The sequence below is a fragment of the Saccharibacillus alkalitolerans genome, assembly GCF_011090185.1.
Taxonomy (GTDB): domain Bacteria; phylum Bacillota; class Bacilli; order Paenibacillales; family Paenibacillaceae; genus Saccharibacillus; species Saccharibacillus alkalitolerans.
Genome location: NZ_JAAFGS010000003.1, coordinates 703,760 through 722,291, shown reverse-complemented (window position 1 = coordinate 722,291; position 18,532 = coordinate 703,760). Strand labels below are relative to the sequence as shown.

The window sequence follows — 18,532 nt, the reverse complement described above, 5'->3', positions numbered from 1 at the left end:
GGACCGATATTAAGGAGGTTTCAGGCATGGGCTTGGACCACGGCCAGTGGAATGAACAAGAACACGAGATCGTGCACCGAATCCGCAAGCGCGTAATCGAAGTTGTGGGAAGGAATATGGAGCTGTACGGCGTAACGTTATCGACCGGCCATCTGTATGGGCTGCTTTTTTTTGCCGATAAACCGATGACCCTGGACGAAATGGGACGCGAAATGCAGATGAGCAAGACCAGCATGAGTACCGGCGTACGGACTTTGCTTGATTTGAAGATGGTGAATAAGGTCTGGGAAAAAGGATCCAGAAAAGATCTGTACGAGGTCGAATACGACTGGTATCAGACTTTTACGGATTACTTCGCCAACGAATGGAGAAGCGCGGTCGAGAGCAATCTTCAGGTGCTCCGCAGAGCCGTCAAAGAGATCGAACGGCTGCTGGGGTCGGAAGACACGAGCGAGTTCGCCCGCGGCGTGCTGGAAAGGGATCTCGAAAAAATCCGCCAAGCCGAAAAATACTACCGCTGGCTGGATCGGCTGATCGACGCGATGGAGGACGGAGAAATCTTCGACTTGGTGCCGCGGGAGCCTTAAGTTTCGAAAACGATATAAAAGACGCCGCCCGCGCTTCTAAAAAACCCGGCGCGGGTAATGTTTGGATTGTAGGCGGATTTCGTCCTCTGGCCTGCTTTTCGCGTATAATTCTATGGCTTTGTGGACTGGTCTGACGGCATTGACAGCCCCGCTTCCCGAGCTTACGCTGGAATTAATAAATTTTAAGTTTAGAGGTGGCTGTTTTGCCTATGCAGTATCGTCCTACTCAAGCCGTCGTGGATCTGGATGCGCTTCGCGCCAACTACGAGGCTTTTCGTTTGCATCTGGACCCTTCGACTCTTCTGCTGGCCTGCGTCAAAGCGAATGCTTACGGGCATGGAGCGGTAGAAGTCAGCCGAGAGCTGGAACGCCTGGGAGCCGATTATTTAAGCGTGGCGTTTCTTGACGAAGCGCTCGAGCTCCGCGATGCGGGTGTCGGGTTGCCGATTCTGGTTCTGGGCTACACGCCGCCCGAAGGGCTGCGAGTCGCGCGGGAGCGCGGCATCACGATCGCCCTGTTCAGCGAGGAAGTGCTGGAAGCGGCGCGCCGTCTGGAACGTTCGTCTTCGGGCCGCCGGCTTAAGGTCCACATCAAAGTGGACAGCGGGATGGGGCGTCTGGGACGCGCGGCAGGCGCCGACGCGACGGCATTCGTCAAAAGAGCGGTCGAGACGGAAACGATCGAGGTCGAAGGAATTTTTACGCACTTTGCGAGGGCGGATGAAGCCGACAAAACCTATACACGGTTCCAGTATGAAGCGTTCCGCAGCACGGTCGACGCGCTTGCGCAGGAGGATATCGATATCCCGCTGATACATACCGGCAACAGTGCCGCCGCGATCGACACGCCGGGGTTATCCCCGAAAATGGTTCGAATCGGGATTTCGCTGTACGGTTTTTACCCTTCCTGCGAAGTGAACCGCGCCGCCGTGAAGCTGCAGCCGGTGCTGTCGCTCACAACGCGCGCGGTATTCGTCAAAACGCTGCAGCATCCGACGGGCATCAGCTACGGTTCTCTTTATACGGCCGAAGCGGGCGAGCGGATCGCCACGCTTCCCGTCGGTTACGCCGACGGTTACTCGCGGATGCTGGGCGGCAAGGCGGAAGTGCTGATCCGAGGCCGCCGCGCGCCGGTAACGGGAACGATCTGCATGGATCAGTGTATGGTATCGCTCAAATCTTTCGCGGATGCGGAAGATATCCAAGAAGGCGAGGAGGTTGTCCTGCTCGGCAGTCAGTCCGGGGAAGCCATTACCGCGGACGAAATTGCCGCCAAGCTGGGAACGATCCACTATGAAGTGGTGTGCATGCTCGCCCACCGCGTGCCGCGAATTTATGTTCGCAAAGGCGCGGTTATTGCACGATTAAACCCCCTTTTTGATGAAAACCCGGCCGCCGTCCATGTTTTTTCTGAGTAAATTGTGAAGAAATGGGCTGTACGGATGAAAGATTGTAGGCTATAATGGGTGGCAGCATAGGTGATATACGCATCGTATATACGCTTTTCAACAGTTCCCGCAACAAACGGCCAGTCCGTACGGAAGGAACCGTTGACGGGTATAAGCTCATGGGGGTGGACAAACGGTGGCGAACTTGCAAAGCACCAAGAGAGTGATGATCAGCTTGCCGGATCATCTTCTGCAGGAAGTGGATGGAATCGCAGCTTTGGAAAATTCCAATCGTAGTGAACTGATCAGGCTGGCAATGAGACAGTATTTGGTCGACCGGAAGAAGCGGTATATCCGCGAGTCGATGCAGCGGGGTTACATGGAAATGGCCCATATCAATTTGTCGATGGCCTGTGAGGCTTTTCATGCGGAGGAAGATGCGGACATCACTCTGGTTCGCTTAGTAAGCGGGGTGTAACTATTGCTTGTAAAACGCGGTGACGTATTTTTTGCGGACCTGTCGCCGGTGGTGGGGTCCGAGCAGGGCGGGGTGCGTCCGGTTCTGGTCATTCAGAACGATATCGGCAACCGCTTCAGCCCTACGGTCATCGTCGCGGCGATTACCGCCCAAATTCAGAAAGCGAAGCTGCCGACCCACGTGGAAATCGATGCGAAGACGCACGGATTCGACCGTGATTCCGTCGTTCTGCTCGAACAGATTCGAACGATCGACAAGCAGCGTTTGACGGACCGGATCACAAGACTCGGCGAGGAAACGATGAAAAGGGTCGACGAATCTTTGCAGATCAGCTTGAGTCTGGTCGATTTTTGATTGTCGATGCGGCGCCGTACAAGCGGCGTTTTTGCACGGCTCTCCTACGGCAGGGGCGCCGGGGAGCAAGCAGTGAACGAAAGAGGAGCACGACCTGTGCGAAACATTCGCACGGGACGGCTCCTTTTTTTTGCGCGCGGTCCCGCGGCGATCGGAACGGTTAGGGCGAGATTATGATCAATCAAACCTAAACATGACGCATACCTGACAAGGATAGAGCCTGCGGAAGGTGAAGGTCCTTGTTCGGACATAGCTTCGCTGCGGTATCGAAGCAGTGCGAAGGAGTCGACGTAAAAGCTTTTGGCGTGTAAAATAGCGGTTGAAGCCGAAGAAAATAAACGCTCCAACCTATAGACATATAATCGGCATTTATTACGGGATAAGCGAGGAGAGCTCACAGATGCGTTTTAAAAATGTGTTTTCCATTATAGGACCTTCCATGGTAGGTCCTTCTAGCTCACATACTGCAGGGGCCGTTCGCATCGGACTGATTGCAAGGCAGCTGCTCGGCACGGAGCCGGTCAGCGTGAAAATCGCCTTGTACGGATCGTTTGCCGAGACGTATTGGGGACATGGGACGGATCTGGCCCTGGCGGGCGGCCTCCTCGGCTACGCGACCGACGACTCGCGGGTGGCGGAAGCGTTGGAAGAGGCGGAGCGGCGAGGCATCGAGATCACGTTTGTCAAAGGCGTGGGGCTCGCTCCGCATCCCAATGCGGCCAAGCTGGAATTGAAAGACGCGGACGGGCGCACGGCCCAGGTGGTCGGCGCTTCGATCGGCGGAGGCACCGTCATGATCCACGAGATGAACGGATTCGACGTTCGCTGCAGCGGGGAGTATCCGACGATCGTCGTGCTGCACCGCGACCGCCCGGGGGTCATCGCTTCGCTGACCGCCGTTCTGGGCGCCAGCGACACGAACATCGGCTATATGGGCGTCGACCGCAAAGGGCGCAGCGCCGAAGCGATGACGGTCATGGAACTCGACTCCGTGCCGAACCGTTCGCTGCTCGAAGCGCTGCGCCGGATCGACGATGTCATAGAAGTGACCGTAATCAACTTGAGCAGCAGGGAGGCGAAGGACGAATGAGATTTCGGACACTGAAAGAACTGGCGGCAATCAGCCTGAACGAAGGCAAAACGCTGGCCGAGGTCATGATCGAGGATCAGGCGGCGGAAACGGGCGTCCCGCGCGAGGAAATCGTGGCGCAGATGGCCGACTATTACGAAAAGATGAAAGAAGCGGTACGCCGCGGGTTGACGGAACAGACCGTGTCGCGCAGCGGGCTCAGCGGCGGAGACGCGGTGAAGGTGCTCGACTTAGCGGAAAACGGCACGCCTTCCTCGGGAGACCCTTCGTCGCGCGCCATGGCTTACGCTCTCGCGGTGTCCGAAGTGAACGCCTCGATGGGCCGCATCATCGCCACGCCGACGGCAGGTTCCTGCGGCATTATTCCCGGCGTGTTCGTCAGTTCGCAGGAGCGCTTCGGCTGGAGCGACGAGCATATGGTGAACGGGCTGTTCGCGGCGGGAGCTATCGGCTACGTCATCGCCAACAACTCGTTCATTTCCGGAGCCGAAGGCGGCTGCCAGGCGGAAGTGGGCTCGGCGATCGGCATGGCGGCCGGCGCGCTTGTCGAGCTGCGGGGCGGCAGCGCCGAACAGGCGATGCATGCCGTCGGATTGGCGCTCAAAAATACGCTGGGCCTGATCTGCGACCCGGTGGCGGGCCTTGTCGAGATTCCGTGCATCGTGCGCAACGGGCTCGGCGCGGTCAACGCGTTGGCCGCGGCCGATATGGGTTTGGCCGGCGTGCGCAGCGCCATTCCGTCCGACGAAGTGGTCAGCGTCATGCTGGAAGTGGGCGCGGCGATGCCGAGCGGACACCGCGAGACGGGACAGGGCGGGCTTGCCCAGACGCCGACGGGACGCAAGCTGACCGAAGGGCTGATGAAAGGGCGCAAACCGCTGGAGCCGGAAGCGGAAGAAGCGGCGGCTCCGGTCGGCGAAGGAGCGGAATAAGCCGGATTTTATATTTTTGCAAAAGAGAGCATGAACGTTTGCGGACAAAAGTTGAAAGAATCGAAGTCTGCGCGAAAGAACGGCGGAGCGGACCCGGGCGGCATGAACGACCGGGCGCTCCGTCTTTTTGATGGGGGAATGGAGCGGATGGAGAAAGTGGAACGGGATTCCGTTTATTTGTACGATTTCGCCTGCCACGAGGATGAACGGCCGCTCTGCGAGCTGGAGCTCGGTCTGCTGCTGAACGGTGAGCCGGGGGAGCGCTTCATGCTGTCGGACCGTCTCGTCGATCCGTCGCGCAGCCCTTTTCTGCGCGGCCGTTTGACGGTCGAAAAAAGGGGCGGCAGCCTGGAGGAGGCCTCGGAAGCGGCTTCGGAACTGGCGCTGAACGGGGAAACGTTCAAGCTTCGGTATATCGAGGCGGACGGCGAAGCCGATTACGACGAGCGCCGGCGCATCGAGCGGACGGTAGGGGCGAATATTCGGGGGAAAGCCGAAATGAAGCGGCCGCAGCGGCTGTACGGCATCGCGCGTTCCGGCGAGGAATGGCTGCTCGGTCCGTATACGGAGAGCGAGCCCGTCTGGCTGCGTCATAACGAGAAGCCGCGCCAGTATTCGACGGCGCTCGGCACGCGGACGGCCCGGGCGGTGGCGAATATCGCCGTGCCCGTGCCGGAAGGGATCAAGGCGGTCGATCCCTGCTGCGGCATCGGGACCGTATTGATCGAGGCGAAGTCGATGGGCATCGATATGGACGGCTTCGACTTGAATCCGCTGGCGGCGATCGGAGCGCGGGAAAATCTGGCGCACTTCGGCCTGCCCGGCACGGTAGTCGTGGCGGACATGCGAACGCTCGAAGGGCATTACGATGCGCTCGTTCTCGACCTGCCGTATAATCTGTGCTCGGTGCTGACGGCAGAGGAAAGGCTCGAAATGCTCCGAGCGGCGCGGAGATTGGCGAAGCGCTGCGTAATCGTGGCGACGGAAGAGATCGGTCCCCAAGTCGAAGCGGCCGGCTTCCGGCTCGCGGAGCACTGTATCGTGCGCAAAGGACGTTTCGCACGCCATATCCGCGTGGGCGTATGAATGTCCGCCGGGTCGACCGAACATTTTGGTTTGCCCAAGGACGCGTTCGTCTGTCATAATAAAAACACCGTTTTTCGCGGCGAACGCCCGCGAAATGCGCCGGAACGTCCGGGCGTAAGCCGGGACGGCCGGAGAACAAGCAGCAGCAGAAAGAGGGAGATTTTGTGTCGGATCTGGAAGTGACCACGGAAACCGGCTCGTCCGAAATGACGGCCGCCGAACGCGACGCGATGTTCCGCCGGACGGCGGAAGCGCTGGGCATAGCCGCCAAGCAGGTGAAAGCGGCGGTATCGCTGCTCGACGAGGGCAATACCGTGCCGTTTATCGCGCGTTATCGCAAAGAAATGACCGGAGAGCTGGACGAGAACCAGCTTCGAGATATCGAAGACAGCGTGCAGTACGCGCGCGGCCTTCACGTGCGCAAGCAGGAAGTGCTGCGCATCATCGAAGAGCAGGGCAAACTGACGGGAGAGCTGAAGCGCTCCATCCTGGACGCGGTCAAGCTGCAGCAGGTCGAAGACCTGTACCGCCCGTTCCGTCAGAAGCGCAAAACGCGCGCCAGCGTAGCGAAAGAGAAAGGGCTTGAGCCGCTGGCGGAATGGCTGATGAGCCAGCCGGGACGCGCCGACGTCGATAAGGAGGCGGCCCGCTTCGTTTCCGACGAAAAAGGCGTGGCTTCCGCCGAGGAAGCGCTGCAGGGGGCGCTCGACATCGTGGCCGAGCAGCTCGCCGACGACGCGAAGATTCGCGCCTGGGTGCGGACTTATACGCTCGATCACGCGATTCTCGTCACGGAAGCGAAAGACGCTGCCGCCGAGTCCGTGTACGAAATGTATTACAAATACAGCGAGCTGGCCAAAAAAATGCCGCCGCACCGCATTCTCGCCATCAACCGCGGGGAACGCGAAAACGTGCTGAAAGTATCGCTGGAGACGGATTCCGCGCCGATTCTGCGCTATATCTCCAAGCGGATCATCAAAGGCTCTTCGCCCGTGCATCCGCTGCTGGAGCGCGCGATCGAAGACGCCTACAAGCGCCTGATCGCCCCGTCGATCGAGCGCGAAGTTCGCGGCGAACTGACGGAAAAAGGAGACGCCCAGGCGATCTCGATCTTCGCCGGCAACCTGCGCAGCCTTCTGCTGCAGCCGCCGGTGCGCGGCAAGCGCGTGCTGGGCGTGGACCCGGCTTTCCGGACGGGCTGCAAGCTGGCGGCGCTCGACGAGACGGGCAAACTGCTCGAAGTCGCCGTCACTTATCCGACGCCGCCGCGCAGTCAGGTCCGCGAAGCCGCCGAGAAATTCAGCGAGCTGGTGGAAAAGTATGACCTGGAGCTGATCGTGATCGGCAACGGCACCGCTTCGCGCGAAACGGAACAATTCGTCGCCGATTGGATCGCCGGCCACGCCGGACGCCGCAAGCTGGCGTATCTCATCGTCAACGAAGCCGGCGCCAGCGTATATTCGGCGTCGAAGATCGCCCAGGAAGAATTCCCGGACATGGACGCCGCGGAGCGCAGCGCCGCTTCGATCGCCCGCCGGGTGCAGGACCCGCTGGCGGAACTCGTCAAGATCGATCCGAAAGCGATCGGGGTCGGGCAGTATCAGCACGACGTCTCCCAGAAGCAGCTCGAAGGCCAATTGAAAGCCGTCGTCGAATCCGCCGTTAACCACGTCGGCGTCGACGTGAATACGGCTTCGCCGTCGCTGCTCTCCTATGTCGCGGGCATCAACCAGACGACCGCCCGCAACATCGTCAAATACCGCGAGGAGAACGGTTCGTTCGCCAGCCGCGCCGAATTGAAAAAAGTGCCGCGTCTCGGCGCCAAAACGCTGGAACAGTGCGCGGGCTTCCTGCGCATCGAGGGAACGAATCCGCTCGACCGGACGCCGATTCACCCGGAATCGTACAAAGTCGTCGACCGGCTGTTCGCCGAACTCGGCGTGACCGCGGCCGACCTCGGCACGGTGAAGATGCGCGAAGCGCTGGAAGCGGCGGATGCCCAGGCGCTGGCGGACAAGCTGGAAGTCGGCCTGCCGACGCTGCGCGACATTATGGAGAGTCTGCTGCGTCCGGGCCGCGACCCGCGCGAAGAACTGCCGGCGCCGATCTTCCGCACGGACGTGCTGAAGATCGAAGACCTGCAGCCGGGCATGGAGCTGCAGGGCACGGTGCGCAACGTCATCGACTTCGGCGCGTTCGTCGATATCGGCATCAAGAGCGACGGCCTGGTGCATATTTCGCAGCTCAGCTCGAAATTCGTCAAGCATCCGATGGACGTCGTGGCTGTCGGCGACACCGTGACGGTCTGGGTATTGAACGTGGACCTCAAAAAAGGCCGCGTCGGTCTGACGATGCGCGGGCCGGTGGAGCGGGGCTGAACCGCGTTCCTTGCTTCATGATTGAATAAAGCGGCAGCTGCCGCGCATGCGAAAAGCGCCTCCGGAATTTATTCCGGGGGCGCTTTTGTCGATGCGGCGAGATGCCGAACGATTGCGAAGAACGCGGGTCGGCCTTTTTTAATCAAGTTTAGTTTGCCGGATTTTCCGCTTGACCGCTGACCGTTACGGCTTTGATTCCGAGTTCTTCGCTGCCGAGCTCGGTCAATTCCAAGCGGCCGCCTTCGAAAACGGCTTTCAGATTCAACTGGATCGGCTCTTCGGCGAAGCGGATCGAGAGCCGGAGCGACCCGTCTTCGCGGCGGCTGACCCAACCGTGCGCAGGTCCGATGTCCGGCGCGAAGTTCAGGCTGCTGCCGGATATCGGCGCTTCGGCAAGGTTCCATTTCCCGGCGCCGCAGCTTGCCGTGATGCGGGACTTTCCGGGCGACCCGTCGTTCGCGGCTTCCGACAGCTCGACGAGGACCGAACTGTCTTTGTCCGCCGTAAAGCGTACGCTTTCGGGCTTCCAGCCGTTCTCCACTTCCCCTTCCAGCCGATATGTCCGGCCGGACCACGGCTCTTCCGCCGGGATTTCGCCCGCCGGCTCCGGCGCGTATTCCAGCGCTCGCAGCCGCGCGGCGGCTTCTTCGCCCGACGCGCCGGGCGCAAGCGGCTCGTCCCGCATCGCCGGCAGCAGATGCTTCCAGACTTCCTCGAGCAGCTCCTGGGTCCGGGAGATGGCGGACGTAAATACGACTACCGCCTCCTGATCCGGGAGGATCAGGCAGAACTGCCCGAACGCCCCGTCGGCGCGGTAAGCGTTGTGGCGGCACATCCAGAATTGGTAGCCGTAACCGCGCGTCCAGTCGCCGCCCTCGTTATCTCCGTTATCGATACGTTTCGATGACGCGAGTTCCACCCATTTTTCCGGCACGAGCCGCCGCCCGTTCCACCTGCCTTTTTGCAGATAAAGCTGTCCGAATTTGGCGAGATCCTCGCTGGACAGCTTCAGTCCCCAGCCGCCGGTCGTGACGCCCTGCGGGCTTTCCTGCCAAGTCTTTCGCTGTATGCCGAGAGGGGCGAACAGCCGCGGTTCAAGATAATCGACGATCTTCTGTCCGGTCAGCTTCTGCAGAATGACCGACAGCATGTAAGTCGCCCCGCTGCTGTAGGAGAAGACGGTTCCGGGAACGTTTTCGACGGGCGCGGACAGAAACGTGCGAGCCCAGTCGCTGTCCGGAACGGGGCGAACCGCGTTCAGCGGATCTTCCTTCTGACCCGTGCCCATGACAAGCAGATCATGCACGGTCATTTTTAATAAATTCGGATGCGGCTCCGCGGGCAGCAGTTCAGGCAGCAGATCGGCGACTTTGTCTTCGACCGCGAGCAGCCCTTCTTCGACGGCCAGGCCGACGGCGGTCGACGTAAAGCTTTTGCTGACCGAGTACATCGCGTGCCGGTCTTCCGGCGCATGCGGCGCCCACCAGCCTTCCGCCGCGACTTCGCCACGACGCAGCAGCATGAAGCTCCGCAGGTCGAATTGTTCTTTCGCTGCGGCATCCAGGAAATCGATAATGCCCTGCGGATCGACGCCGGCTTCTTCGGGCCGGCGTCTCGGCAGTGTGTTCATATTCATGATATGCGCCTCCAGACGACTTTGTGATTTGGATCATGCAGCTTGCATCTTGATTGCGCTTACGCGCAACCTGTCCTTGACAGTGTAGTCCAAGGACAAGTTACAATTCAATAGAAGGATTCATATAAAGGGGGGATGCACATTGCACAGCGAGCGGACCATGACCGACGATGAGCTTCAGCAGTGGATCGAAAAGGTATCGCTCGAACACTTCGGCGTACCGTTCCGTCACCGCGCTTTTTTCAATGCCAGACTGCGATCGACCGGAGGGCGTTATGCGCTTCGGTCTCACGATATCGAAATCAATCCGCACCAGCTTCGGATACACGGCGAGGAAGCGGTGGAAGGGATTATCAAGCACGAGTTATGCCACTACCATTTGCACATCGCGGGAAGAGGCTACCGTCACCGGGACGCCGACTTCAAGCGCCTGCTTGCCAAGGTAGGCGGAAGCCGGTACTGTCAGGCGCTGCCGGATAAGGCCAAGCGCACGCTTCCGTTCAAATATAAGTTGACCTGTTCCGCCTGCGGCATGGAATACAAGCGCAAGCGACGGATGGATGCTTCTCGCTATCGCTGCGGGCGCTGCGCAGGGAAGCTTCGTCTGGAAGAACTGCGGCCCGAAGCGAGCGGGAGCTGAAAGCCGAAAGAAATTCGCCTGTTCTTTTCCCGGGGAAACGGTTCTTCGGTGGAATCGCGCGAGAGCGGAGGTTTTCGTCATGAAAATAAGATATAATAAAGAGGTCTCCCGGCTGCGGGAGACCGATATCTTTTTTCAAGACGAGAAGGAGGAACCGCACATGGCCAAATCGGCGGCGAGAAAATTGCGCGACAAGCGGATCAGGGAAGGGAAGTTCGATGCGGCGGAGCTCAGAAGCCCGTATGCAAGCGCCGACCTGCGAACCCGGAGAACGAAGACGAAACAGGAAACGCTCGAGAAAATCAAACACAAAGGCCGTTATAAGAACCCGAATTTCACCGGAGGTGATGAGGGTTCTTTTTGTATTCCGATTTTTTTGAAAAAAGGGTTGACGAAAAAGTCCCGGCATGCTAAATTATATCTTGTTGAAACGTTAGACGTTCCGACGCCAAACAATGTTCCCTGATAGCTCAGTTGGTAGAGCACTCGACTGTTAATCGAGTTGTCACAGGTTCGAGTCCTGTTCGGGGAGCCATTTTTTTTGGAGAGATACCCAAGTGGCTATAAGGGGACCCTCTGCTAAGGGGTTAGACTGCGTTAGCGGTGCGAGGGTTCGAATCCCTCTCTCTCCGCCATATTTTTTAATCATAAGGGACTACTATACTTGACCGGACGAGGAACCTGAGAGGGTTCCTCTTTTTATTGTTTTTTTCTTTTAGGACGGATGCCGAGCAGGGGAAGAGGCGGTGTTCGGTGTTCGATCTGCGGTTTAGAAAAAAATAAAAATAAATTTTAAAAAAGGCTTGCAAACTCGTCTTCGCATTTGCTATACTCTTACTTGTGCTTAAGCGAGAGCGAAAGCCGAATGAACGATAAGGCCCGTTGGTCAAGGGGTTAAGACACCTCCCTTTCACGGAGGTAACAGGGGTTCGAATCCCCTACGGGTCATGCTTTGAGCCATTAGCTCAGTTGGTAGAGCACCTGACTTTTAATCAGGGTGTCGAAGGTTCGAGTCCTTCATGGCTCACCATTTCATTTTCGCGAAGAAAATGAAAGAAGTGGTGAACGTTCGTGATACGAACGATATCGGATATGCGGTAGTGGTGGAATGGCAGACACGCTATCTTGAGGGGGTAGTGGGTGTATACCCGTGGAGGTTCGAGTCCTCTCTACCGCATACGAATACGGAAGGCGCAGGTTCCTATGGAATCTGCGCCTTTTGTATTGCCGGCTCGGCTCGAGGGTACGTGTCGTTCTGGAGCCGATCGGCGACGCTCGCATACTTCGGATACAGAGCGCGTATGCAATCGGGACAGAGATCGTGCGTCAGGATAGCTCGAGCGTATTCCGGCGACGTCGGGGCGTTCCAGCCGCTTTCCATACGGACTCTGCCGCAGCCCGCGCAGACCGTCAGCCATTTTGCCGAATCGCCGGCGTGCCGCGGCTTCTGGCCGGAAGAAGGCGGTAGAGACATGACTTCACCTCCTCGTTCCCGCGGCTTTAAGGAGCCCGGGATATTCGCCGCTGTCGGCGGGGACGTGCGAACGCGCTTCGGGCTGCTCGGACAGGCCGAGCAGGTCGGATACCTGTTTGCGGTATCTGGCGGCCTTGCGGCTGCCGTTAATCAGATTGGAGAGCCGGGAAGGCGGGATATCGTGCAGTTCGCAAAAGGTCTTCTGATCCATTTCGAGTTCCGCCAATCGCCGTTTGATTTCCCAGCCAAACGGAGTAATCGGTTTTTTTCTCTGCACGGCAGTGCTCCTCCTGTTCATGCGCAAAAGGATGAATTATAATCGATTAGAGGTCAATGAGGGATCATTTACCATAAAACCAATTATATACGCATTTACGTAAGAATTCAATGAATTGTTGCGCAAATACGTAATTCCATATGGAAACGGCTTTAAGGAGGAAGACCATTTGCAGTCGATCTACGAGCGGATTGAACAGCTGATCAAGAACAAAGGCATGACGAAAAAGGCGTTCGGCGAACGCCTGAATATCAGCGCGGGCAACTTGGGCGATTGGCGGAGGGGCAAGTCTACGCCAAGCACGCATAAGCTGATCGAAATCGCGGCATTTTTTTCGGTAAGTCTGGATTGGCTGATGACGGGCAAAGAGTGGCAGCCGGAAAGCGTCAAGGAAGCGGGCGGCCGTTATTTTTTTGACGAATCGAGGCAATCGGATTGCCAGCAGAGCGAGCTGTCCGACGACGAAAAAACGTTTATACGCGAATATTTGGCTTTTGCCGCCTATCGGCGCAGCTTGGGTTCGCGCAAATCGGACTCCGAAGAAAGCGATACATAAGGCGGGAGCGAAGAGAACGCCGCACGTCTGCAAAAAAACGCTTTGAAGCCGCCGCTTCAAAGCGTTTTTTGGATCGGAATGTCGTAAGCGGCTTCGGACCCGAAAGAAGGGGCGTCTGATAGGCGCGCGAGCGACCAACGTTCCGATATGTCGTCGATCATGCGCATCAGCAGCTTTCGGCGGGTGACCTCGTCGAGGTTCAACAGCCTGGAACAGTGTTCGACATAGGCGTTCGTATGATGATACAAATAGACCGGTACCGCTTCGCCGCATTCGATCTCCAGCTGAAAGTTGATCCAGGCGTAAAAGACGGCCGGACAGCCGAACGCTTTTTCCGACTGCATCGCGTCCGCCAAAGGGGCGAAACTCATCCAAGGATACAAAGATCTGGCGAGCTTGAGCAGCTTGCGTCCGCAGCGGCGCATTTCCGTGTCGATCTCGTTCGGGCAGGTCCGCGTGCGCAGGCTTCGGTCGATCCGGAACACCGCTTCGTAATCCTCCTGCGCCAGCGCTGCGTAGAGGTCTTCGATCGCCCGGCCTTCGATATGCGCGAGCCGCGGATGAATATACGCATGCATCACTTCTTCAAAAGCTTCGATACCGCTCAATCTCTTGCCGTTCATGTCCTCTTTGATGCAGCCGGCCGGCGATGGGGACGACGATTCGATCAGAGTCATGTAGCTGAGAAGCTTTTGTCCGCTGTGCATGATGCTGCGCCTCCTTAAGCGAAATGTTATATATTTCAAAATGACAGTCCTGATGTTAGGTATATCAATTAAAACCTTTTCGATATTGATTATGGTAATTATTTTTACATGAAAAAGAGAAAAAGGTCAAGCTAAATTCGTTTTATCCTTTTTTTATTCTTTTTATTTACTTTACATGTAATTAAATATGACTCAAAAGACGAAGGGTTGTTTCTTTTAGCTTGGAGAGTCTGGTTTCTAAAAAAAGTGATTGACTGCATGCTTCGAAAAGCGTATGATATAGAAGTTGACTCCTTCTTATGACATGCGGTAGTGGTGGAATGGCAGACACGCTATCTTGAGGGGGTAGTGGGTGTATACCCGTGGAGGTTCGAGTCCTCTCTACCGCATACGAGTAAGCCGGAAAGTCCTGTAATGGGACTTTCCGGCTTTTTTCATGGTGAAGATATCCCGGGAAAGTAGGTGCTCCCGATGTTTAAGCACAAATCCAATTCAAATGCCATATATCTTTCTTTATAAACGTTACGGTCGTAAGCATGCTTTACGCGGCGTTTTTTTGCTCGGAATGAATGCGATTGCGTTTTGGTTGCGCAAAAGCTCTCGAATCGTATCGGTGTCGTAGACCAGATCGGCTAAAACTTCTCGTTCCCTGCACAGAATCAAAATGTTCAACATGCGATTCTAAAAACTTTACAAAAATGCACTTCAAACCCCCTTTTCTCCACTTGGCGACTATTTTTACTCATTAGTGGTTTTGTGTGATATATTCAGTTTTACAAGGGATAAAAACTGCTTGAATAAATTGTGAATAAAAGCACAATAAGAATGACATTACAAGGAGGAGGACAATACTGTTGAATGAAAATGCACTCGCTTATTATTCAGAGCATAGCCCTATGTCAGACCCCAAAGAGTATGGAGTTTTGTTAGATGGCATCGGTTCTGATCCTACTGATATGATTAGAATCATCCAAGGAGTATTGATTAACCCGAACGAAGAAGAGAAAATCTACGATATCCGGTTATCGCAGCAGCACAAGGCGGAAGCGCATTATCGGACTGTTAGGGAAATGCTGGAACAAATTAACAGGATGGATAAGTCGCCTCTTTCGGTATCGCGCAAACCGGCAGAACGCTTATCCTCGACTTACCGGCATTATGCTCTGTTATTGGTCTCGATGCTGCGTAACCATCATATTCCGGCCAGAATGCGTGTAGGTTATTCCCGCTATAGTACCGAAAACATGAATGAAGATCGATGGATTGCCGAATATTGGAATGCCGAACAGTCACGCTGGGTGCTGGTGGACCCTTCCATAAGCGATGAATACCTGAAGTTCAACGAGCTTTATGAAATCAATCCCCTGGATATTCAAAGAAATGAACAGTTTATAATAGCAGGCCAGGCTTGGCAGATGACAAGAAGCGGCGAGCTTAAGGCGGATGAATTCGGCTATAAAAAGTTTCGCGGGATGCGTATGATTCGCGGCAGTCTGCTGCATGACTTAGATGCATTGAATAAAGTCGAATTGCTGCCGTGGGATTTCTTCGGGGAACTGATTACCAAGGATGAAAAAAAGCTTACACGCGAGGATAAAACATTGCTGGATCGGATCGCCGGGCTTACTTTCAGTGTAGATCAGAACTTTGAAGAAATGAGCTTGGAGTATGAAGAACTGCCGTATAGCAAAGCCGTACGCTCCAAGGTTCGTCTAATGGGAAGAGCTGAACAGTCCGCTGAAATGGCGGGCAGCACTATAGCCTCCGTAAGTGATATTTTGATGAAATTTAATAAGGGTGAACAACCGTTACCTGCGAGTTCCAGTTCGATGGAGAATGAATCGATGTTGGATCGTTTTTTTGCTTTGTCTGCACCTGCTGAAACGGATACAGGCCATATCTTGGTCAAAGGCGCAAACCAGCATAATCTAAAAAATGTAACCGTTACGATTCCGCATTCTAAATTTGTCGTGATTACGGGTGTTAGCGGCAGCGGCAAATCGACGTTAGCCTTCGATACGATCCATGCAGAGGGACAACGCAGATATTTGGAGCATTTTGGCAGAATTATGGCCGTTCCGATGGAGAAGCCCGATGTGGAGCAAATCTCAGGATTAAGTCCTACCGTTGCCATCGAGCAAAAAACGATAGGGCTAAATCCGAGATCCACAGTCGGAAGTCTGACTGATATTTTTGACTATCTGCGGCTGCTCTTTTCGCAGGTCGGGACTTCTCATTGCCCCGAGTGTAAGCGCAAGCTTGAAGTCATGACGCCTAATCAAATTGTAGAAACATTAAGATCTTTACATGGAAAAACGGAGATCCGGCTATCGGCCAAACTATCCCTGACAAGCGAAAAGGCTGTACATGCACTGCGTAAAAAGGCTTCCAGTCAGGGGCTTCACCACATTCTTCATCAAGGAGAGCTTATCGACTGGAATGAGAAGGAAAGCATTTCAAACCTCATCAAGGAGAAGTCCTCTTTTGAACTTGTGATCTCGCGATTCGCGCGAAACGCATCGCCGCAAGAAACGGATCTTTTGGAATCAGCTGTCGAAACGGCGCTTGATTTCGGAAAAGGCATATTGTTGGTTACCCTGGATGAAGGGCAGCAGTTCTTTTTGTACACCCATCCGACTTGTCCTTATTGTGATCTTGTGTTTCCTGAATTGACGCCGCAAATCTTCAGTTCCAACAGCCCAAGCGGAATGTGCCCGGAATGTAACGGTCTGGGAGTCAAATTGAACGTAGACATGGACAAAGTTATTACTGATCCTGAAATATCTTTGTTGGACGGAGCTTCTCCCTGGTATGGGGCATTACGGCAGTATAAACGTTCCGGAAACTGGATGAAGAGCGAGATTATCGCTTTAGCCGATGCCTGGAATATTGATTTGGAAGCACCTTGGAAGGAACTCCCCGAACGTTTTAGGGAAGCTGCTTTTCAGGGCACTGGAGAAGAGAATGTTCGTTTCACCTATGAGATGGAGAAGCGGGGCAGAATGGGCGAAATTGTCCGACCGGTGTTCGGGATTATACATCATGTGAACCGTCTTTTTCGTGAGACCAAGGCGGAGAATGTCCGGCAGCAGCTGCTGGAGTTCATGAGCGAGAAACCTTGTACGCTGTGTAAAGGGGAAAAATTATGTCCTGAAGGAAGAGCGGTATCGATCGGGAATGTTCGTTTTCCGGAAGTTTCTCGAATGACGATTAAAGATGTACATGATTGGGTCATCGGCTTGCCGCATCAATTAAACGCAACGCAGCTTGAAATTTCCGGCGATCTGCTTCGTGAATTATTTCTCAAGATTCGTTCGTTGCTGGATGTGGGACTGCATTATTTGTCTTTGGAGCGGACAGCTCCTACATTGTCCGGAGGCGAAAGCCAAAGAATTCGTCTGGCCGTACAATTAATCGGCGGCCTGATCAACATGTGTTATGTGTTGGATGAACCGTCTATCGGTCTGCATCCAAGGGATCATGCGGCGATGATTCGAACCCTGCAAAGATTAAAAGAAACGGGAAATACAGTATTGGTTGTCGAACATGATGCCGCAACAATGTCTGCTGCCGACTGGATTATCGATATGGGACCCGGAGCCGGTATTTTGGGCGGCCATGTTATTGCGTCAGGAACGGTTCAGGATATTATGGATCATCCGCAGTCGTTAACCGGACAATATTTGAGCGGCAGACTGGCTGTTCAGTCGCCCAATTCTTCCACCCGCCGTGAACCCGCAGGATGGCTGACGGTCAGAAATGCCCGGCTGCATAATCTGAAAGGAATTGATGTGAGCATTCCGACAGGCGTATTGACCTGTGTGACTGGCGTAAGCGGCTCGGGGAAAAGTACGCTTGTATCCCGTATTTTCGCTCCTGCTTTATCCACTGCGGTAGAGCAAAGGGGCAAGGGAGGGAGCATGTCTCATCCTCCAATCGAAGGAACAAGTCAGATTGACAAGGTTATCACGATTGACCAAAAGCCGATCGGGCGTACACCGCGTTCGAACCCTGCAACTTATGTTGAGGTATTCGATGAAATCCGCAAATGCTTTGCCGATTTGCCTGAATCCAAGGCTGCAGGATATAAAGTCAATCACTTTAGCTTCAATTCCAAGGGCGGAAGATGCGAAACCTGTGAAGGTCACGGCAAAAAGCAGGTGGAGATGCATTTCATGCCCGATGTGTGGGTGACCTGCGCAGACTGTCAAGGCAAACGTTATAATCAGAAAACACTGGAGATCAAATACAAAGGGCATTCCATATTTGACGTGCTGGAAATGGATGTAAGCGAAGCGCTCGACGTATTTGCAAAGGAACGGAATATTGTACGAATCTTGAGCGTACTCCAGGAAGTAGGTTTGTCATATATTAAGCTGGGTCAGAATGCGCTGACTCTCAGCGGCGGGGAGGCCCAGCGGATTAAACTGGCCAAAGAATTAAGCCGGGTGGATACAGGGAATACCGTATATATTCTGGATGAGCCCACTACGGGGCTGCACTTTTCCGACATCCAAAAACTTGTGGATTTGCTCCACCGTCTGGTGGATGCCGGCAATACGGTCATCCTGGTTGAACATAATATGGATGTTGTAAAAGCAGCCGATTGGATTATTGATATGGGACCCGAAGGCGGGGATGGCGGAGGCCAGATCGTGATCGAAGGGACCCCTGAGAACGTGTCCGGTTGTGAAGAGAGTTATACCGGCCGCTTCTTAAAGCAAGAAAGGGGATTGGGAAGCCTTCGGAAAGGGGACGTTCGTCTAGGGTCTGTATGATTATCGGAGTCTCGGCAGCTATCGGTCCTAAAATTGGAGGCATGATCACTCAGTATTTGAACTGGGCTTGGGATATTGGTGTGTTTCTTTTGGGTTCCGCTTCGTAATGAACTGCGTGAGCAGGTTAAAATTGACTGGAGATGATATTCTCTTCGATTGCTATTTTTCTGC

The 18,532-nt window shown here is 55.0% G+C and carries 15 protein-coding genes and 6 tRNA genes; 18 read left to right on the top strand and 3 right to left on the bottom strand.

All coding sequences use genetic code 11. The features are described 5' to 3' along the window. The first annotated feature begins 26 nt into the window (after positions 1-26). From GYN08_RS11990 to GYN08_RS11955, 8 genes are all read left to right on the top strand, one after another. The gene (locus GYN08_RS11990) at positions 27-587 is read left to right on the top strand and encodes a GbsR/MarR family transcriptional regulator (RefSeq protein ID WP_166274409.1); all 561 of its coding nucleotides are present in this window, start codon (positions 27-29) and stop codon (positions 585-587) included. A 203-nt stretch (positions 588-790) separates the two neighbouring features. Further along, positions 791-2,005: an alanine racemase gene (gene alr, locus GYN08_RS11985; RefSeq protein ID WP_166274408.1), complete on the top strand. Its 1,215-nt coding sequence runs from the start codon at positions 791-793 to the stop codon at positions 2,003-2,005. 166 nt (positions 2,006-2,171) lie between these two features. Continuing rightward, on the top strand, positions 2,172-2,453 hold the full coding sequence (locus tag GYN08_RS11980; protein ID WP_166274407.1) for a CopG family ribbon-helix-helix protein: 282 nt from the start codon (positions 2,172-2,174) through the stop codon (positions 2,451-2,453). A 3-nt stretch (positions 2,454-2,456) separates the two neighbouring features. Then, positions 2,457-2,807: a type II toxin-antitoxin system PemK/MazF family toxin gene (locus tag GYN08_RS11975; protein ID WP_018975909.1), complete on the top strand. Its 351-nt coding sequence runs from the start codon at positions 2,457-2,459 to the stop codon at positions 2,805-2,807. 400 nt (positions 2,808-3,207) lie between these two features. Further along, on the top strand, positions 3,208-3,897 hold the full coding sequence (gene sdaAB / locus GYN08_RS11970; protein ID WP_166274406.1) for an L-serine ammonia-lyase, iron-sulfur-dependent subunit beta: 690 nt from the start codon (positions 3,208-3,210) through the stop codon (positions 3,895-3,897). Next, entirely contained in the window at positions 3,894-4,829 is a 936-nt protein-coding gene (sdaAA, locus tag GYN08_RS11965; RefSeq protein WP_166274405.1) for an L-serine ammonia-lyase, iron-sulfur-dependent, subunit alpha, read from the top strand. The genes sdaAB and sdaAA overlap by 4 nt, the downstream gene beginning before the upstream one ends. 147 nt (positions 4,830-4,976) lie before the next feature. Beyond that, positions 4,977-5,915, top strand: a complete 939-nt coding sequence (locus GYN08_RS11960) for a TRM11 family SAM-dependent methyltransferase (protein WP_235946155.1) — start codon at positions 4,977-4,979, stop codon at positions 5,913-5,915. 230 nt (positions 5,916-6,145) lie between these two features. Next, positions 6,146-8,293, top strand: coding sequence for a Tex family protein (locus GYN08_RS11955; protein WP_408015065.1), 2,148 nt, complete (start codon positions 6,146-6,148; stop codon positions 8,291-8,293). A gap of 148 nt (positions 8,294-8,441) precedes the next feature. Here GYN08_RS11955 and GYN08_RS11950 read toward each other — a convergent pair whose 3' ends face one another. Further along, positions 8,442-9,929 (bottom strand): serine hydrolase domain-containing protein, encoded by a 1,488-nt coding sequence (locus GYN08_RS11950; protein ID WP_166274404.1) that lies wholly within the window; start codon positions 9,927-9,929, stop codon positions 8,442-8,444. Between the two features lie 160 nt (positions 9,930-10,089). On the opposite strand from GYN08_RS11950, the gene GYN08_RS11945 reads away from it, so the two are divergent. From GYN08_RS11945 to GYN08_RS11915, 7 genes are all read left to right on the top strand, one after another. Continuing rightward, positions 10,090-10,569, top strand: coding sequence for a SprT family protein (locus GYN08_RS11945; RefSeq protein WP_166274493.1), 480 nt, complete (start codon positions 10,090-10,092; stop codon positions 10,567-10,569). 160 nt (positions 10,570-10,729) lie between these two features. Beyond that, positions 10,730-11,035 (top strand): hypothetical protein, encoded by a 306-nt coding sequence (locus GYN08_RS11940; protein WP_166273847.1) that lies wholly within the window; start codon positions 10,730-10,732, stop codon positions 11,033-11,035. Beyond that, positions 11,029-11,104 (top strand) — tRNA-Asn (locus tag GYN08_RS11935). Before GYN08_RS11940 ends, GYN08_RS11935 begins: the two co-directional genes overlap by 7 nt. A gap of 8 nt (positions 11,105-11,112) precedes the next feature. After that, positions 11,113-11,204: transfer RNA gene (locus GYN08_RS11930), tRNA-Ser, on the top strand. Positions 11,205-11,445: 241 nt separating this feature from the next. Beyond that, positions 11,446-11,517: transfer RNA gene (locus GYN08_RS11925), tRNA-Glu, on the top strand. Between the two features lie 6 nt (positions 11,518-11,523). After that, positions 11,524-11,599, top strand: a tRNA-Lys gene (locus GYN08_RS11920). A gap of 64 nt (positions 11,600-11,663) precedes the next feature. Continuing rightward, positions 11,664-11,746 (top strand) — tRNA-Leu (locus GYN08_RS11915). Between the two features lie 301 nt (positions 11,747-12,047). Here GYN08_RS11915 and GYN08_RS11910 read toward each other — a convergent pair. Continuing rightward, positions 12,048-12,320, bottom strand: coding sequence for a hypothetical protein (locus tag GYN08_RS11910; RefSeq protein WP_166274403.1), 273 nt, complete (start codon positions 12,318-12,320; stop codon positions 12,048-12,050). 169 nt (positions 12,321-12,489) lie between these two features. Here GYN08_RS11910 and GYN08_RS11905 point away from each other — a divergent pair, with 169 nt between their 5' ends. After that, positions 12,490-12,876 (top strand): helix-turn-helix domain-containing protein, encoded by a 387-nt coding sequence (locus tag GYN08_RS11905; protein WP_166274402.1) that lies wholly within the window; start codon positions 12,490-12,492, stop codon positions 12,874-12,876. Positions 12,877-12,932: 56 nt separating this feature from the next. Here GYN08_RS11905 and GYN08_RS11900 read toward each other — a convergent pair whose 3' ends face one another. After that, positions 12,933-13,583, bottom strand: coding sequence for an urease accessory protein UreF (locus tag GYN08_RS11900; protein ID WP_166274401.1), 651 nt, complete (start codon positions 13,581-13,583; stop codon positions 12,933-12,935). A gap of 306 nt (positions 13,584-13,889) precedes the next feature. Here GYN08_RS11900 and GYN08_RS11895 point away from each other — a divergent pair. Further along, positions 13,890-13,972 (top strand) — tRNA-Leu (locus tag GYN08_RS11895). 465 nt (positions 13,973-14,437) lie between these two features. Next, positions 14,438-18,361 carry an excinuclease ABC subunit UvrA gene (uvrA, locus tag GYN08_RS11890; RefSeq protein ID WP_166274400.1) on the top strand — a complete coding sequence of 1,308 codons (3,924 nt, stop codon included), beginning with the start codon at positions 14,438-14,440 and terminating at the stop codon, positions 18,359-18,361. The last annotated feature ends 171 nt before the right edge of the window (positions 18,362-18,532 follow it).

What these genes read in the sequence shown, in the direction of transcription:
- GYN08_RS11990 (WP_166274409.1), top strand. Translation starts at nt 27, where the DNA reads ATGGGCTTGGACCACGGCCAGTGGAATGAACAAGAACACGAGATCGTG.
- sdaAB (WP_166274406.1), top strand. Translation starts at nt 3,208, where the DNA reads ATGCGTTTTAAAAATGTGTTTTCCATTATAGGACCTTCCATGGTAGGT.
- sdaAA (WP_166274405.1), top strand. Translation starts at nt 3,894, where the DNA reads ATGAGATTTCGGACACTGAAAGAACTGGCGGCAATCAGCCTGAACGAA.
- GYN08_RS11960 (WP_235946155.1), top strand. Translation starts at nt 4,977, where the DNA reads ATGGAGAAAGTGGAACGGGATTCCGTTTATTTGTACGATTTCGCCTGC.
- GYN08_RS11955 (WP_408015065.1), top strand. Translation starts at nt 6,146, where the DNA reads ATGTTCCGCCGGACGGCGGAAGCGCTGGGCATAGCCGCCAAGCAGGTG.
- GYN08_RS11950 (WP_166274404.1), bottom strand. Translation starts at nt 9,929, where the DNA reads ATGAATATGAACACACTGCCGAGACGCCGGCCCGAAGAAGCCGGCGTC.
- GYN08_RS11945 (WP_166274493.1), top strand. Translation starts at nt 10,090, where the DNA reads ATGACCGACGATGAGCTTCAGCAGTGGATCGAAAAGGTATCGCTCGAA.
- GYN08_RS11940 (WP_166273847.1), top strand. Translation starts at nt 10,730, where the DNA reads ATGGCCAAATCGGCGGCGAGAAAATTGCGCGACAAGCGGATCAGGGAA.
- GYN08_RS11900 (WP_166274401.1), bottom strand. Translation starts at nt 13,583, where the DNA reads ATGCACAGCGGACAAAAGCTTCTCAGCTACATGACTCTGATCGAATCG.